We start from the raw sequence: 15,325 nt of genomic DNA, 5'->3' as shown, positions 1-15,325 counted from the left end.
CCATCGGTCGGAGACCGGTGATCCCTATCTCATTTGAGCGGGAGCTCGAAGGGATTCGAGCCTTCGGGCGGCGGCGGCGCCTTCTCGGGCGCCGGCGCCGGCGCCGCGCTCGGCGCGCTCGAGCTCGCGGGCGCGCGCCGGCGCAGCTGGGGTGCTGGCGCCGGCGCGGGTCGCGCCGCCGCGCCGGTGGGCGCGAGGTCCGGAGAGACCGACGGCAGCGGCGCGACCGCCTGGACCGTGGGCTGCGGCTCCGGCGCGATGGGCAGGTGCGCCTCGCCCCCTGTCGCCTGCTGCCCCGCGCGCCGCGAGGCCGCGCTGTCCTGCGGGACCGGCCCCGGCGGGGCGACCCCGGCCGCCTGCAGCGCCGAGCGGTCTTCCGGCGCGCGCGCGCCGTCGCGCAGCGCGACCGCCGCCCAGATCGCGAGCGCGGACGAGGCCATCGCGGCCGCGCCGAGCGCCACCCGGACGGTCGTCCGGCGCGGCGCCGGCTGCGCGGGCGTGCGCGCGATCACGCGCGTCGTGGGCAGGAGGCTCGCCATCGGACCGGGCGTGTCGCTCCGGTTGCTGTCCGCCCCGGGCCCCGATGTCGACGCGGCGGCGCCGGGCTGGGACGGCTCCGGCGGCGCCGCGAGGATCCGCGCAGCGCGCTCCGCGCGCTCCTGCCCGCCCGCCGACGCGAAGGGCACGAGCGCGAGCGCCAGGTCGGCCACGGTCTGCGGCCGCTGCGCCGGATCCTTCTGCAAGCAGTGGAGGATCACCCGCTCGAACTCCCGCGGGATGTCGCTCCTGAGCGCGCTGGGCGGGACCGGCTCCGCGCTCGCGACCAGGAGGATGAGCTCGGCGAGCGCCGGCGCCTCGAACGGCGGCCTGCCGACGAGCAACCGGTACAGGATCGCCCCGAGCGCCCAGATGTCCGAGCGCGCGTCGACCGAGCGCGACGACCGCATCTGCTCCGGCGGCATGTACACGGGCGAGCCGAGCATCTCCCGCGTCTGCGTCAGCGCGGCGGCGCCGCCCTCGCTGCCCGGCAGCTCCTTCGAGATCCCGAAATCGAGCACCTTGATGAGCTTCGCCCCGCCGGGCGCCGCCGTGAGGAACAGGTTCGCGGGCTTGAGATCGCGGTGCACGATGCCGGCGGCGTGCGCCTCGGCCATGGCCACGCAGGCCTGAAGGACGTAGTCGGCCGCCTCCGTGACGCCGAGCGGGCCGCGGGCGCGGAGCACCTCGGCGAGATCGTCGCCCTCCAGGTACTCCATCACGATGTACGGGACGCCCGACCCGAGCTCGCCGACGTCGAGCACCCGCACGACGTGCTCGCCCTTGAGGCGCGCCGCCGCGCGCGCCTCGCGCAGGAACCGCTGCATCAGCGCCGGGCTGTCGTCGCAGATGAGGAGCTTGATCGCGACGCGATGCGGGAGAAACAGGTGGCTGGCCGCGACCACCATCCCCATGCCGCCCCGGCCCAGGACGCGATCGACCCGGTACTTGCCCGCGATCACATCTCCTTCGACGACGGGTGCGTTCATCCGTGCTCCGCGCTGCGCGCGCCGGCCTGCGGGCGGCCTTCACCCGCGCCTGCGGTGGTCGATGGTAGCACACCCGCGCGCCGCCCGGTCCAGAGGCGGCCCCCGCGGCGCGTGGAGCGCCGCGCCGGGGCCGGTCACGACGCGGGCGGGCGCTCGCACCGCACACAACCGACGCGGGCGGGCGGTACACTGCCGCCATGATGTTCTCCCCTCGACACACCTCGACGGCGGCAGGCGCGCTCGCGCTGCTCGTCCAGGCCGCGTGCGGCGCCGCGGTGATCATGGACGGCGGCGGGGACGGCGCCGGCGGCGCGGGCAGCACGAGCGGCCCTGACGCGACGACAACCTCGGTCGGACCCTGGCCCCCGACGTCGGCCGACCCTGCGACCACGACGTCGGCCGGACCTGCGCCCACGACGTCGGCCGGCCCTGCGCCCACGACCTCCGGCGGCGCCACGCCGGGGGCGAACGCGATCGTCTTCGGCGACTCGACCGTGACCTTCCGTATCTCCAGCCTGGCCCTGTCCTGCAGCGATCCCGACGCGAACCCCCCGCACTCGACCTGCAGCGACTGGTGGGAACTGGAGCTCCGCATGCCCGAGTCGATGTTCGTCGTGGGCGAGGTGGACACGGCGAGCGGCGATCTCTCGGTCTACGGGACGTCGTTTCGCGCGGATTGCAGCACCGCGGGGGCGACCACCGGCGGCGGCGGCACGGGGTTCGGCAGGCTCACCATCACGGCGATCGACGCGACCTCGGTCACCTTCGAGCTCTCCGACGTGGGCTCCCTGCTCCTCGACGAGGACCCGAACGGCCGCTACGTGGCGACCCGCTGCGCCGAGTGATGGGCGCCCGCCGTCCGCCGCCGGGCGAGCCGCCCGCGGTCGCGGAGAGGCGATGGACGACTCGCTCGCTCGGGTGAGCATCACCGGGATCGAGGAGCTCCGATCCGCCTCGATCGAGCCTGACGCGTCACTCCCGGATCACCGCTGCTCTCCCTGCTCGCCGCGCAGGAACGCGAGCGCCGCGCGGGCGAACGGCTCCTTCCATGCGCCGAAGATGGGGGCGTGCCCGCTGTCCGGCAGGAGCCAGAGGCAGGACCGCGGGATGGCGCGGTGCATCTCGAGCGCGATCTCGGCCGGATAGAGGGGATCGCGATCGCCGTGCACGATCATGGTCCGCGCCGTGATGGTCGACAGGTGGGGGGGCGTGAAGCTCATGTCGTCGTGGCTCGCCGCGAAGAGCCGCGGCTGCCGCCACAGCGCCCGGATCTGCGCGTCGCCGAGCTTGTGGCGGCGCCTCATCTCCTCCCATTCTTCGGCCGACCGGCCCTCGTCGGTCACGTGGCGCATGATCGCCCTGGCCTGCTCGGGGAAGTACGGCGTCGCGGACACGAGGACCATCGACTCGACGCGATCCGGCTGCTGCGTGGCGAGGTGCAAGAGGCACTTGGCGCCGAAGCTGAGACCCACGGCCCGGAAGGTCTTCACGCCCAGCGAATCGAGGAGGGCGAAGACGTCGAGGGCGCACTGGCGAATGGTCAGGGAGCCGGCCGGGTTGGTCGACCGGCCGTGTCCGCGCAGGTCGGGGGCGATGACCGTGTGATCACGCGCGAGCGCCGCGAGGTCGAACGCGTGAGCCCAGTCGCCGCTCGCCCCGGTGAAGCCGTGGAGCAACACGAGCGGCGGCCCTTCGCCGCCAAGCTCGTAAGCCATCTCGATGCCGTTGATAGACGCGGTGCGCGCGGTGTGCTGATGAACCGACGCTGTCTCCATCGTCATTCGCTCCTCCGATCGATCGAGCCGCGGAAAACCCGCGGCCGGATGCGAACGAGCTGTAAGCGGAAACGTTTTGACTTGATAGCTTGGCCCTCCACGCCTAGAATGCGACTCGGCTGTTGAGGGGACAGCCGGTCCAGCCCGGCGCAGCGCAACGAGGCCAGGGGAGACGCGCTGCGCTGAACAGCGGTTCAGCGTCTGTCGGCGTGGCCGTCACGGCGGGCGCCGGGAGGTGAGCCGCGCTGCGCGCGCATGTCAGCCCCCGAGGAGGGGGCGCAGGAAGTCGTCCGCTTCGCGGAGGATGCACGGAATCGAGGCCACGAGCTCGTGGCCGTCGTCCACCTCGACGAGCCGGACATGCCGCTTCCCCGCCGCGAACTCGCGCGACAGCGCGATGTCCACGACCTCGTCGTGCACGCCGTGGACGATGAGCGTGGGCACCCGCACGTCGGGCCAGCCCCCCGAGCGATCATCCACCTCGGCTGCGTCGACGGCGAAGCCGAAATCCACCCGGGATCGGCGCTTCTCTGCGTGGTCGTCGACCTCGAGCCAGCCCCGCTCCTCCCACGCCCGGAAGCCCTCCTCGCCGAGCCGCTGCCGCCATCGCTCCATGATCCGGAACGCCGGCGCGAGCAGCACGAGCGCGCACACGCGCGCGTCCTCCGCGGCGACGCGGGACGCGGTGAGCCCCCCGAGGCTCGATCCCATCAGCACGGCGCGGTCGCGCTCGCCGCCGATCGCCCGCTTCACGGCGTCGATCATCGCGCTCAGGCGCAGGCGCTCGAACGAGGGCACGCGCAGGTCAAGCCGCTCGACGGCGACGCCGCGCCGCTCGAGGTGCGCGGCGATCTGGACGCCCTTGGTCGAGCTCGGGCCCGACGCGAAGCCGTGCAGGTAGAGCCAGCGCGGGCCGGCGGCGGAGGGCGTGGTCGTCGTCATGCGGTTACGGGAGCCTAGGACGATCCCGCCCCCGCGTACGCGCCTTCCGCTCGGGGAGGGCGGCGAGGTATGAAGCGCCAGGAAACCCCATGATACGCCCCGCCACCGCCGCCGACATCCCGACCATCGCCCGCCTCATCCGGATGCTCGCCGAGTACGAGCGGCTCGCGCACGAGGCCGTCTTCGACGAGAGAGAGCTCGAGGCGAACCTCTTCGGTCCGAGGCCGGCCGCCGAGGTCGTCCTCGCCGAGGCGGAGGGGACCGCGGTGGGCTTCGCGCTCTTCTTCCAGAGCTTCTCCACCTTCCTCGGCAAGCCCGGGATCTACCTCGAAGACCTCTTCGTGCTGCCCGAGCACCGCGGAGCAGGCCACGGCAAGGCCCTCCTCGTGCACCTGGCGAAGCTCGCGGTGGAGCGCGGCTGCGGGCGGTTCGAGTGGTCCGTGCTCGACTGGAACGAGCCCGCCATCGGCTTCTACCGGAGCCTCGGCGCGAAGCCGATGGACGAGTGGACCGTCCACCGCCTCACCGGCGAGGCGCTCGCCCGGCTCGCGCAGGGCTGAAGAGCTCGCTCGCGAGGTCCCATCCCCCGACAGCACGATGCGGTCACGCCGGATAGGAGCGCCGGCGGACGCCCCCTACGATGGCGAACAGCCGTCGGGCAGGCGCGGTCGGAGGGTTTCTGATGGATGCGCAGGAGCAGTGCAGGACCAGCGAGTTCGAGTTCGATATCGGCGTCTTCAACCTCGACGAGAGCGGCCTCGACGCGCAGCCCTTCGGGATCATCCGGCTGAACCGGGAAGGCACGGTGCTCTCCTACAACCTGTACGAGGAGCGACACGCGCGCCGGAATCGACAGGACGTCGTCGGAAAGAATTTCTTCACCGACATCGCGCCCTGTAGCCGGGTGAAGAAGTTCTACGGTCGCTTCCTTGTCGGGGTCGAGCAACGCGAGCTCAACGCCACCTTCGGCTTCGTGTTTCACTTCCCTCACAAGACAAGGCACGTGGACGTCTCGCTGTTCTACAAGCCGGCCGCGCTCCAGCAAGACGACACGGTCTGGGTGATCATCCGCGGGTGAGGCGACAGATGGGTTGAGCCGCCAGCAGGCCAACCCCTCCCCTCGGCCCTGCTCGTGGCGGCGCAGCGGAGCAGCACGGGGTGCTGCTGCAGCAGCAGCGACCGCCGGCCGTGCCTCCCCCCGCGCGCGGTCCGCCGGTGCTCCTCCACGAACGCGCGGAACGCGCGTCCAGCGCCGCCAGCGCGGCCCCGCGCTCCGCGGGTCGTGGCACGACGGTTGCGTGAACCGTCGCCCCAGGCCTCCAGATGTCCTCCAACAACCTCACCGGGCTCGGCGTGCTGCGCCACCGGAGCTTCGCGTTCTACCTCGCGGCCAGGCTGCTCTCCGCGATCGCGGTCCAGGTGCAGAGCGTCGCGATCGGCTGGCAGGTCTACGCGCTCACCGGCGACGTGTTCGACCTCGGCCTCATCGGGCTCGCCCAGTTCGCGCCCTTCTTTGCCCTCATCCTCTTCGCCGGCCAGGTGGCGGACCGGTTCGACCGGCGCCACATCATCTCGGTCGGCCTCGCCGCCGAGCTGCTCTGCTCCGCGCTGCTGCTCGCGTTCACGCTGTCGGGGCTGCGCGTCGTGTGGCCCGTGTTCGCGGTGCTCGTGCTGTTCGGGAGCGCGCGCGCCTTCATGATGCCGGCGCAGCAGGCGATCCTCATGAACCTCGTGCCGACGGACAGCTTCGGCAAGGCGGTCGCGATCAGCTCGTCGAGCTTCCACGTCGCCGTCATCGTCGGGCCGACGCTGGGCGGGCTCCTCTACCTCGCCGGGACGACCGTCGTTTACGCGGTCGTCGCGGCGCTGCTCCTCGCCTCCCTCGTGCTCATGGGGCTCACGCGCACGACCCGGCAGGAGCGGCGCTCCGAGCCGTCGTCGTGGAGCACGGTGCTGGAGGGGCTGCGCTTCGTGTGGTCGAGGCCCGCGGTGCTCGGCGCGATCTCGCTCGACCTGTTCGCCGTGCTGTTCGGCGGCGCGGTCGCGCTCCTGCCCGCGTACGCGCGCGACGTGCTCCACGCCGGCCCGACCGGACTCGGCATGCTCCGCACGGCGCCGGCCGTGGGCGCCGCGCTCACCGCGGCGGTGCTCGCCTTCCGGCCGATCACGCGGCACGTGGGCCGCTGGATGTTCGGCGGCGTCGCGGTGTTCGGGCTCGCCACCATCGGCCTCGGGCAGACCCGGAGCGTCCCCGTCGCGCTCCTCGCCCTCGCCCTCATCGGCGCCGGCGACATGGTGAGCGTCTATATCCGCCACATCCTCGTGCAGTTCGAGACGCCGGACTCCATCCGAGGGCGCGTGAGCGCGGTCAACGCCGTGTTCATCGGCGCGTCCAACGAGCTCGGCGAGTTCGAGTCCGGGCTCAGCGCCCGCTGGCTCGGCCTGCTCCCCGCCATCTTCCTCGGCGGCAGCGCCACCCTCGTCGTCGCGGCGCTGTGGGCCCTCGGCTTCCCCGTGCTCAGCCGCATGGACCGCTTCCCGCACGCGAAGCGCGACGTCGACGAGACCGTGGACAGGCCCGCGACGCCGGAGGCCGCCGCCGCGACGTGAGCGGCCGACGGGCGCCCCCGCTCCCTCCGCAGGACCGGCGCTACTCCGTGCGGAGCGCCTCGATCGGGTCGAGCCGCGCGGCGCGCCAGGCCGGGTAGAAGCCGAACACGACGCCGATCGTGGCCGAGAGGCCGAGGCCGAGGACGATCGACCAGACCTCGACCTGGAAGGCCCAGCGGCCGACCAGCTTCGCGAGCAGCGCGCCGGCGAGCCAGGAGAGGCCCACGCCGGCGAGCACGCCGAGCACGCCGCCGAGCAGCGAGACGGCCGCCGCCTCGAACAGGAACTGGAGCAGGATCGCGCGGGGCGAGGCGCCGACAGCGCGGCGAATGCCGATCTCCCGCGTCCGCTCGGTCACGGTCACCAGCATGATGTTCATGATGTTGATGCCCCCGACGATCAGCGCGACGACGCCGGTGCTGAGCAGCAGCATCTTGATGATGTCGAGGACGAGCTGCTCCTGGCCGTGGCTGTCCTTGTCCTCGATCTTGAAGTTCTTGACCCCGTGGTGGCGTCGCTGGAGCGTCGCGTCGATGATGCCGCGGAGCGCGGCGAGCGGCGCGCGCACCGAGACGACCGGATCCTGCCGCACGTAGATGCGGTCGGTCTTGTGCGACGGCGAGAACAGCGCATCGTAGGTGGTCTCGGGGACGAGGACCTTGCGGTTCCAGATGTCGGTGCTGTCCGTGGAGCCGAGGATGGGCCGGTCCTTCAGCACGCCGACGACGGTCCAGACGTGCCCGTCGGCCGTCATGTGGAGGGCCTCGCCGCCGACGGCGCGCGAGGGAGGGCCGCCGAAGAGGTCGGCCCAGACCTCGTGGCCGACGACGCACACGCGCCGGCGATCCGCGAGATCGTCCTCCGTGAGGAACCGGCCCGCCGCGAGCTCGAGGTCGTAGAGCGAGGGGGCCGCGGGCGCGGCGCTCACCAGCGAGATCCGCTTCTTCTTGTCGCCGGCGCGGGCCTCGGTCGAGCGCAGCGACTCGCTCATGGACGAGGCGCCGCCGAGGGCGCGCGACGCGTCGAGCGCGCGCGCGTCCGCCCGCGAGAGGTCGCGCCGGGTGCGGCGCCGGTCCTGGATGCTCACCTCGGCGGGGTGGATCTGGATGAGATCGGCCTCGACGGCCTGCTGGCTCGCCCGGAGGAGCGCCTCCTCGCCGCCCGCGAGGAGCGAGGCGAGGAGCACGATCGAGCTGGTGCCGATGATGATGCCGAGCAGCGTGAGCGCGGCGCGGGTGCGGTCGGCCACGACGGCGCGCGCCGAGTGGAGGAGATCGCCGAGCCTCATCGCCGCATCGCCGCCACCGGGTCGAGCCGGCCCGCGCGCCGCGCCGGCAGCCACCCGAAGACGACCCCCACGCCGGAGGAGACGACGAGCGCCGCGACGACGGCCGAGATCGAGACCGCGCCGACCCAGCTCGGGGTGAAGCGGCGGATGACCGCCGAGGCGAGCTCGGCCGTGAGCCCGCCGCCGAGGACGCCCAGCAGGCCGCCGAAGCCGGAGAGCAGCGCCGCCTCGCACAGGAACTGCGCGCTGATGTCGCGCGGCGCCGCGCCGAGCGCCTTGCGGATGCCGATCTCGCGCACGCGCTCGGACACGCTGACGAGCATCATGTTCATCACGCCGACGCCGCCGATGAGCAGCGCGACGCCCGCGATGAGGCCGACGATCGCCTTCATGATCGCGAACATGGACTCGAACTGCCGCATGATGCTGCTGAAATCGAGGAGGGTGAAGTCGTCGACGCCGTGGTGGCGCTCGACCAGGAGCGCGTTGAGGATGCGCTTCACCGGGTCGTTGTTGCGGGGGTCGTCGGTCTTGATGACGACGACCGCCGAGGTGCTCACGGTCGGCTCGACGTCGGCGGCGGTGTCGAGCGGCGTGACGAGGAGATCGACCCAGTTGAAGCCGAAGTTGACGCCCAGGCGATCGCTCTCGGCCAGCACGCCGATGACGCGGCAGCGCAGGGAGCCGACCGTGACCCAGCGGCCGATCGGGTCGCCGCGCCAGAGCCGCGACGCGAGCTTGGGGCCGGCGACGCAGACCCGGGCGCGGCGCCGGTCCTCGTCGTCGGTGAACGCGCGGCCGCGGCCGACGCGCATCCGGAAGGCGTGGAGGAAGCTGCTGTCGGCGGCGACGAGGTCGGTGCGGTCCTCCTTGCCCTCGTCGGAGGTCACGTCGCGCGAGCCGAGCATGGCGTACATGGTGTGCTCGGCGACGTGCGGGACGCCGAGCGCGAGCCGGTCGCGGTCCCTGCGGGTGAAGCCGGTGACGTACATCGACTTCTTGCGCTCGGCGCGCTCCGGCACCTTCGGGACGATGAGGATGAGCCGCGCCCCGCCGAGGTCCTCGATGCCGCGGCTCAGCGTGAGCAGGCCGCCCTCGGCGAGCGAGGTCATGAGCACGATGGCGAAGGCGCCGAGGGTGATGCTGAGGACGGTGAGCAGCGACCGCAGCTTGTGCGCCGTGAGCGCCTTCGCGGCGATCGCGAGGTAGACGGCCCACCTCACATCTTGGTCTCGTTCTCGGCCGCCGAGGGCGGGTTGATGAGCACGCGGGCCCCCTCCTCGACGCCGCTCTTCACCTCGACCTCGCGGTCGTTGCGCGCGCCGAGCGCGACCTCGACCTTCTCGGTGGTCTGCTTGCCGTCGGGCCCGTCGACGACGCGCGTGACCGTCTGCTTGCCGCTCTCGTCGCTGACGGCCTCGATCGGCAGGGAGACGACGCCCGGCCGGCTGTCGAGCCGGATGCGCACGTCGGCGGTCATGCCGGGCTTGATGAGCTCGTCGACCTGGAGGAGCTCGGCCTCGACGGGGAAGACGTCGACCTGGCGGTCCTCGAGCTTCACCGAGGCGGGCGCGATCTTGGTGACCTTGGCCGTGTACGTCTTGCCGGGCAGGGCGTCGAGCGTCAGCGTCGCCGGCTGGCCGAGCGCGACCTTGGCGACGTCGATCTGGTTGAGGTCGACCTTCACGATGAGCGTCGAGAGGTCGGCCACGGTGAGCAGCGCCTTGCCGTCGAAGGTCGACTCGACGCCCGGGGTCACGACCTCGCCGGGCTCGATGTTGCGCTGGATCACGGTGCCGTCGAGGGGCGAGGAGATCTTCGTGTACCGGAGCCGGTCCTTCGCGGCGTTCAGGGAGACCTCGGCGAGCCGGACGGCGATCTGCTTCGCGGCGAGCTCGTGCTTCGCGAGGTCGAGCTCCTCCGACGGGATGACGCTGGCCTCGACGCCGGCGGACCGCCGCGTGACGACGCGCTGGGCGTAGCCCGCGGCGGCCCTGGCCTGGGCGAGCTCGGCCTCGGCGCGGGCGACCTCGCGCTCGTAGTCGGTCGGGTCGAGCACGAGCAGGAGCTGGTCCTTCGCGACCCGGGCGCCCTCGTCGGCGAGCACCTCGGCGACCTGGCCGGCGACCTTGGACTTCAGCTCGACCTTCTCGCGGGCCTCGATGCGCCCTGTCTCGAGGATCTCGACGGCGAGGTCGCCGCGCCTGGCGCTCACGACGAGCGCGGGGTCGATGGGCGGGGGGCCGCCGCGGGTCAGCGCGACAGCGCCGGCGCCCACCCCGGCGAGCGCCAGGGCGCCGACGAGCCACGCCCAGAGCCGCCGCCGCCGCGGCCGGGCGCTCACGAGGCACCTCCGGACGGCGCCGGTGGGCCGGGCGGCGGCGGCGGGCCCGACGGCGTCGCGGTGTCAGGCGGCGGCGCCGGCACCTCGGCGCGCCGGCCGCGGGGGCCGGTGTCCTCGACGATGGCGCCGTCGCGGAAGGTGATGACGCGGGTGGCGTAGGCGGCGATGGACGGGTCGTGGGTGACGACGATGACCGTCATCCCCTGCGCGTGCAGGGCGCAGAAGAGCTCCATGACCTGCCGGGTGGTGGCGGAGTCGAGCGCGCCGGTCGGCTCGTCCGCGAGGAGGAGCGGCGGCTCGTTGACGATGGCGCGGGCGATGGCGACGCGCTGCTGCTGGCCGCCGGAGAGCTGGTTCGGGAGGTGGTGCGCGCGGTCGTCGAGCCCGACGCGGGCGAGGGCGCGCGCGGCCCGCTCCCGCCGCTCGGACGGGCGGACGCCGGCGTAGACCATGGGCAGCTCGACGTTGGCGAGGGCGCTGTCGCGCGGCAGCAGGTTGAACGACTGGAAGACGAACCCGATCTTCCGGTTGCGGAGCCGCGCGAGCTCGACCTCGTCGAGCTCCTCGACCGGCTCGTCGTCGAGGAGGTACCGGCCGCCGGTGGGCCTGTCGAGCGTGCCGATGACGTTGAGGGTCGTCGACTTGCCCGACCCCGAGGCGCCCATGATGGCGACCATCTCACCCCGGGAGAGCTCCAGGGAAACCCCGCGGAGCGCCTGCACCTCCACCTCGCCCATCCAGTAGGTCTTGGTGATCGCCTCGAGCTTCACGAGTGGAGCCATGGGGTTCTGGGGCGGTGGCCGTCGCGCTGCCCGCGACGGCGGCCAGCGTACGCATGATCCCGGTTCGCGCGACGCGCACCTGAACGTTCGGGGCGGGTCGTTGATGCCGCGCCGACAGCGCACCGCGGCAGCCGGCGGACGAGCCGAGGCGTAAGCGAAGCGCGGCAACGAAGCAACCGCAGCGCACGGGCGCCGCGACCGGGGGATCGGACGAGGCGCGGCGCGCCGGGTGACGAGGCGCGGCGTTACAGGCCCGACGTCTCGACGAGCGCCAGGATGACGGCCCCGACGCCGTACGAGATGTCGTCGCCGAGCTCGACCGCCGCGTAGTCCTCGAGCTTGCCGACCGACGTGGGCCCGGAGATGCCGTTGACGACGGGGCGGCCCGACCCATCCGTTACGATGCGCGAGCGCACGCCGGCCAGGGCGCTGTCGATCGCGGGGCGCACCGAGGCGTCGAGGAAGCCGTGGCGCATGCCGCGCGCGAGCCCGGCGGCGAACAGGGCCGTCGCGCTCGTCTCCAGGTAGATCTCGCCGGGGCGGTTCATGATCGTCCACCACAGGCCGGTGTCCGGGTCCTGCGCGTCGAGCACCGCCGCGACCTGCCGGTCGAGCGCCCCGGCCACCGCCTCGTCGCGCTCGCCGCGCGCCGCGCGCACGCGCAGGTACTCGTAGCCGGCCGCCGTGACCCAGGCGTTGCCGCGCGCCCAGTACACGTCCGGGTCCTGGGGCGCCGCCCAGTTGTACGCGTGCCGGAACAGCCCCGGCTCGTCCTGGAGGAGCGAGGCGAAAATCTGGAATTGATTCGAGAATTCGTCGAGCGGCCGCGCGTCGCCGGAGCGCTCGCCGGCGCGGATGAGCACGTTGCCGAACATGAACAGCGAGTCGACCCAGAGCGTGGGCTCGAACAGCGGCGACACGCCGAGGTGGCTGATGCCGCCCTGCTCGGTCCGGCGCGCCTCCTCGTCGAGGTAGCGGAGCGCGTCGTCGACGATCGCGCCGTAGGGCGCCGCGCACGTCTCCTCGTGGAGCGCGAGCGCGGCGACGGCGGGCGGGCAGCGGTCGCTGATCGTGATCTCGTAGCCGTACTCGAGGTGATGGTCGATGTAGCGCCGGTAGTAGTCGCGGTAGGGGGCGTGCTGCGTGACCCGGTAGAGGTCGACAAGCGCCAGCATGACCGTGCCCTCGCCCCAGTCCCACGGGAGCGACTCGGCGGGGTGCTCGGCGATCCAGCGGTCGGCGACGGCGCGCGCCAGCGCGACGCTCTCGGAGCCGGGGGCGCGCTCGAGCGCGAACGCGTCGCCCGCGGACGGCGGGGTCGGGGTGCACGCCCCGGAGCCGGCCGGGTCGCCCGAGCAGCCCACCGCCGCGAAGGCGCTCGCGGCGGCCGCGACGACGAGCAGCGCGCGGAGGCGCGACGACAGCGCGGGCGGGGCATGAGGGGCTGCGATCCGCATCTCACTCCTCCACGGCGACGCCTGTCGCGTCGGGCGCGGTGACCCGGGGGGTGCCGTCGACGAGCACCTGCGTGCCCCGGGCCATCAGCGCGAACGGCCGATCGCCCTCGATCCGCAGCACCACGAGCTCGGCGTCGGTCTCGAGGACCTGCCCGCCGGGCAGCGTCACCTCCCCCGGCGCGCCCTGGCTCCTCAGGACCGCGACGTCCGTCCAGCCGTCGCCCTCGATCTGCCACGCGACGACGCCGGGCGCCGCCTCGAGCGGCGCCGCCTCGAGGGGCGCGTCCGGACCGGCGTCCGCGCCGACCTTGTACGGCAGGAGCACCGCCAGGAACCCCGGCGCCTCGGCCTCGACGGCCGCGTCGATGACGGCGTGGTCGGCGGCCTTCCGGTCCTGCTCGAACTCGTGCACGTGCGGCGCGGCGAGGGGCGTGTACGGCGGCTCCACGACCTCGAGCCCGGGCGCCGTGGACTGCACGCGCACCTCGACCCCCGCCCGCGTCCGCTCCCAGCGCGCGCCGTCGGCGAGGAGCTCGAAGGTGCCGCCGGAGGTGAGCCCCGCATAGCCGTGCAGCCGCCACGCGTGCGCGCGGGCCGCCGGGTGCGTCGTCGCGAGGCGGTCGCCGACAACGAAGTAGCGGCCGTCGACGAAGGCGACGGAGCGCTCGACGTGCGTGTCCTGGTAGTCCTGGTGCGCCTCGGCGTACTCGACCGCGTCGCCGTCATGGGTGTTCCGGAGCCAGGCGTCCGCGTCGCCGAAGTTGTTGAAGAGCCCCTTGTCGGGCGCGGACCTGCCGTCGATGAGGACCACGTTGTGCGACGGCGACTGGCTGGTCTTCGCGTTGTCGAGCGCGTCGGGCTTGTAATAGCCGGGGTCGATCAGCAGGTATTCTCCGTAGGCGGCGAGCGAGAACGACGTGCCGTCCACGTGGTCGTGGACCGCCTTGCGCGCCGAGCCGTGCTCGGCGACGAGCAGGAGCCAGCGCGCCTCCTCGCCCCAGTCCGAGCGGAACACCGCGTTGCCCGCGTCGGGGAAGAAGCGCGTGAGGTGCGGCGGCTCCTCGGCGGCCACCGCGTCGTCGACGTAGACGAGGTGGTGGGCGATGAGGTCGATGCCGAACTCCATGCTGTGGGGGCTCTCGCGGTTCTGCTCCCAGTCCCAGCGATGAGCCCCGCTGCCGCCGAAGGAGGTGAGCAGCGAGCTCCCGTTGAACGGGGTGAACACGCCGTCGTCGAGCGGAGGGCGGTTGCCCCAGGGGAGCCGCAGCGTGAGCGACCAGTCGACCGCCTTCGTGAAGAGCCCGCCGCGCAGCGGGGGCTCGAACGTGGCCTGTTCGCCGTCGACGCAGCCGTGCCCCGTCCAGGGGTCCTCGTCGGAGCGGGTGCGGCAGTCGCGCGCGAACGACAGGGGCCCCTCCAGGGCGTTGTCCAGCGCGATGAAGAGCGCCGCTGTCGGCCCCCAGGCAAACCCGGAGTAGTACGGGCCCTCGGAGACGCCGCCGTCGGGCTGCACGTACTGGCCGTTCTCGCCCCAGAGGTAGTCGAGCTCGGAGATCGACCAGTTCCACCACGTCCCGGCCGCCGGGTGCTCGGGGAACGCGAGCGCCGCATAGGCGATCGCGTCGGCGGTCCGGATCGGGTGGTTGTTCTGCGCGGGGCGGAGCAGGAGATCTCGATAGAAGTCTTGCTCGACGTACCTGACGAAGAGCTGGCCGGTGATCTCGGTGATCTTGCGCTCGGCCTCCACCGACTCTTCCGCCGGGAGCCACGGGGTCGCGCTGAGGAGATCCCAGGCGTTCGTGTATCCCATCAAGGTCTTTGCCATCCGGATGTTGATATCGAGGACGGTGTTCGTGTCCCAGTCGGTCTCGAGGCGGCGCAGGAACTCGCGCGCCTTGTCGGCCGCCGCCCGATCGTCGAAGGCCCAGGCGAGGAGGGCGTTCGCCTGCGCGGTCGAGGCGTTGTCGCCGTTCGCCAGGTGGTCCCACGAGCCGGGGTCGGGCTCCTCTGCATACGCGCGCTCGGCGCGGCGCTTCAGGGTCTCGAGGATCGAGGCGTAGGGCTCGCGATCGACGCGCGAGCGCAGGAGCTCGCGGTGCTCCGGGCGCGCGAGCAGCCGCGGGTGGACGCCGGTGTCCCGCGGCTCGCTCGGCCCGGGGCCGTCCGCGCCGCAGGCGGAGGTCGCGAGCGCGAGCGCCGCGAGCGTCGCGAGCGTCGCGAGCGTCGCGAGCGTCGAGTCGAGAGAGGAGATCGGGAGAGGTGAGCGGTGAAGCCGTGAGCGCATGGAGGGACCGAGTCAGGGCGGCGAGGGAGGAGCCGACCCGCCGGGCAGCGTATCAGCTCGCGCCGACGTGGGTCTGCTCGACGTCTCTCGGGCGTGGGGGCGATCACCTCGCGCCCGTCCATCACACAGTCCCAGCGCCATCACGCCTCTGACGTCCGGAGCGGCGCTCCCGTTGCGTCGGGCGAGCTGAGCAAGAGATCGCGGGGCGCATCGACGCGGCGCGCTGGCGTCAGGGCCGAGGCCGCCTGAGCTGGTGCAATCCTGCGCGAGCGTCCGCCTGCTGGGGCAAATCGCGACGCGCGGCGCGGAGCGGCCGC

At 73.0% G+C, this 15,325-nt stretch carries 13 protein-coding genes; 4 read left to right on the top strand and 9 right to left on the bottom strand.

The features are described from left to right. Nucleotides 1-29: 29 nt before the first annotated feature. The gene (locus tag WME96_RS05785; protein WP_437289168.1) at nt 30-1,526 is read right to left on the bottom strand and encodes a protein kinase domain-containing protein; all 1,497 of its coding nucleotides are present in this window, start codon (nt 1,524-1,526) and stop codon (nt 30-32) included. A gap of 197 nt (nt 1,527-1,723) precedes the next feature. On the opposite strand from WME96_RS05785, the gene WME96_RS05780 reads away from it, so the two are divergent. After that, nucleotides 1,724-2,371, top strand: a complete 648-nt coding sequence (locus tag WME96_RS05780) for a hypothetical protein (protein ID WP_437289167.1) — start codon at nt 1,724-1,726, stop codon at nt 2,369-2,371. 138 nt (nt 2,372-2,509) lie between these two features. On the opposite strand, the gene WME96_RS05775 is transcribed toward WME96_RS05780, so the two are convergent. Both WME96_RS05775 and WME96_RS05770 read right to left on the bottom strand, forming a co-directional pair. Continuing rightward, on the bottom strand, nt 2,510-3,241 hold the full coding sequence (locus tag WME96_RS05775) for an alpha/beta fold hydrolase (protein WP_437289166.1): 732 nt from the start codon (nt 3,239-3,241) through the stop codon (nt 2,510-2,512). Nucleotides 3,242-3,559: 318 nt separating this feature from the next. Then, nucleotides 3,560-4,243: a YqiA/YcfP family alpha/beta fold hydrolase gene (locus WME96_RS05770; RefSeq protein WP_437289165.1), complete on the bottom strand. Its 684-nt coding sequence runs from the start codon at nt 4,241-4,243 to the stop codon at nt 3,560-3,562. Nucleotides 4,244-4,332: 89 nt separating this feature from the next. On the opposite strand from WME96_RS05770, the gene WME96_RS05765 reads away from it, so the two are divergent. The 3 genes from WME96_RS05765 (at nt 4,333) to WME96_RS05755 (ending at nt 6,853) form a co-directional block, all read left to right on the top strand. Beyond that, entirely contained in the window at nt 4,333-4,803 is a 471-nt protein-coding gene (locus tag WME96_RS05765; protein ID WP_433933933.1) for an N-acetyltransferase family protein, read from the top strand. Between the two features lie 122 nt (nt 4,804-4,925). Beyond that, complete coding sequence (locus tag WME96_RS05760) at nt 4,926-5,321, top strand: PAS domain-containing protein (RefSeq protein ID WP_437289164.1); 396 nt, start codon at nt 4,926-4,928, stop codon at nt 5,319-5,321. Nucleotides 5,322-5,566: 245 nt separating this feature from the next. Then, nucleotides 5,567-6,853: an MFS transporter gene (locus tag WME96_RS05755; protein WP_437289163.1), complete on the top strand. Its 1,287-nt coding sequence runs from the start codon at nt 5,567-5,569 to the stop codon at nt 6,851-6,853. 40 nt (nt 6,854-6,893) lie between these two features. On the opposite strand, the gene WME96_RS05750 is transcribed toward WME96_RS05755, so the two are convergent. The 6 genes from WME96_RS05750 to WME96_RS05725 all read right to left on the bottom strand — a co-directional run bounded on the left by WME96_RS05750 (nt 6,894) and on the right by WME96_RS05725 (nt 15,008). After that, nucleotides 6,894-8,141 (bottom strand): ABC transporter permease, encoded by a 1,248-nt coding sequence (locus tag WME96_RS05750; protein ID WP_437289162.1) that lies wholly within the window; start codon nt 8,139-8,141, stop codon nt 6,894-6,896. After that, nucleotides 8,138-9,364 carry an ABC transporter permease gene (locus WME96_RS05745; protein ID WP_437289161.1) on the bottom strand — a complete coding sequence of 409 codons (1,227 nt, stop codon included), beginning with the start codon at nt 9,362-9,364 and terminating at the stop codon, nt 8,138-8,140. Before WME96_RS05745 ends, WME96_RS05750 begins: the two co-directional genes overlap by 4 nt. Then, on the bottom strand, nt 9,361-10,485 hold the full coding sequence (locus WME96_RS05740; RefSeq protein WP_437289160.1) for an efflux RND transporter periplasmic adaptor subunit: 1,125 nt from the start codon (nt 10,483-10,485) through the stop codon (nt 9,361-9,363). The genes WME96_RS05745 and WME96_RS05740 overlap by 4 nt, the downstream gene beginning before the upstream one ends. Next, nucleotides 10,482-11,267, bottom strand: coding sequence for an ABC transporter ATP-binding protein (locus WME96_RS05735; RefSeq protein ID WP_437289159.1), 786 nt, complete (start codon nt 11,265-11,267; stop codon nt 10,482-10,484). The genes WME96_RS05740 and WME96_RS05735 overlap by 4 nt, the downstream gene beginning before the upstream one ends. Before the next feature lie 245 nt (nt 11,268-11,512). Beyond that, entirely contained in the window at nt 11,513-12,724 is a 1,212-nt protein-coding gene (locus WME96_RS05730; RefSeq protein ID WP_437289158.1) for a glycoside hydrolase family 88/105 protein, read from the bottom strand. A 1-nt stretch (nt 12,725) separates the two neighbouring features. Beyond that, nucleotides 12,726-15,008 (bottom strand): heparinase II/III domain-containing protein, encoded by a 2,283-nt coding sequence (locus tag WME96_RS05725; protein WP_437289157.1) that lies wholly within the window; start codon nt 15,006-15,008, stop codon nt 12,726-12,728. Nucleotides 15,009-15,325: the final 317 nt, after the last annotated feature.

Source organism: Sorangium sp. So ce406 (genome assembly GCF_051474675.1).
Taxonomy (GTDB): domain Bacteria; phylum Myxococcota_A; class Polyangia; order Polyangiales; family Polyangiaceae; genus Sorangium; species Sorangium cellulosum_G.
Note: the sequence above shows the minus strand (reverse complement) of the source record. Positions and strands in the feature narration are given on the sequence as shown.

Bases quoted from the DNA above. Each gene is read 5' to 3' on its own strand.
- WME96_RS05750 (WP_437289162.1), bottom strand. From the start codon at position 8,141: ATGAGGCTCGGCGATCTCCTCCACTCGGCGCGCGCCGTCGTGGCCGAC.
- WME96_RS05755 (WP_437289163.1), top strand. From the start codon at position 5,567: ATGTCCTCCAACAACCTCACCGGGCTCGGCGTGCTGCGCCACCGGAGC.
- WME96_RS05780 (WP_437289167.1), top strand. From the start codon at position 1,724: ATGATGTTCTCCCCTCGACACACCTCGACGGCGGCAGGCGCGCTCGCG.
- WME96_RS05725 (WP_437289157.1), bottom strand. From the start codon at position 15,008: ATGCGCTCACGGCTTCACCGCTCACCTCTCCCGATCTCCTCTCTCGAC.
- WME96_RS05785 (WP_437289168.1), bottom strand. From the start codon at position 1,526: ATGAACGCACCCGTCGTCGAAGGAGATGTGATCGCGGGCAAGTACCGG.
- WME96_RS05770 (WP_437289165.1), bottom strand. From the start codon at position 4,243: ATGACGACGACCACGCCCTCCGCCGCCGGCCCGCGCTGGCTCTACCTG.
- WME96_RS05730 (WP_437289158.1), bottom strand. From the start codon at position 12,724: ATGCGGATCGCAGCCCCTCATGCCCCGCCCGCGCTGTCGTCGCGCCTC.
- WME96_RS05775 (WP_437289166.1), bottom strand. From the start codon at position 3,241: ATGGCTTACGAGCTTGGCGGCGAAGGGCCGCCGCTCGTGTTGCTCCAC.
- WME96_RS05760 (WP_437289164.1), top strand. From the start codon at position 4,926: ATGGATGCGCAGGAGCAGTGCAGGACCAGCGAGTTCGAGTTCGATATC.
- WME96_RS05765 (WP_433933933.1), top strand. From the start codon at position 4,333: ATGATACGCCCCGCCACCGCCGCCGACATCCCGACCATCGCCCGCCTC.
- WME96_RS05735 (WP_437289159.1), bottom strand. From the start codon at position 11,267: ATGGCTCCACTCGTGAAGCTCGAGGCGATCACCAAGACCTACTGGATG.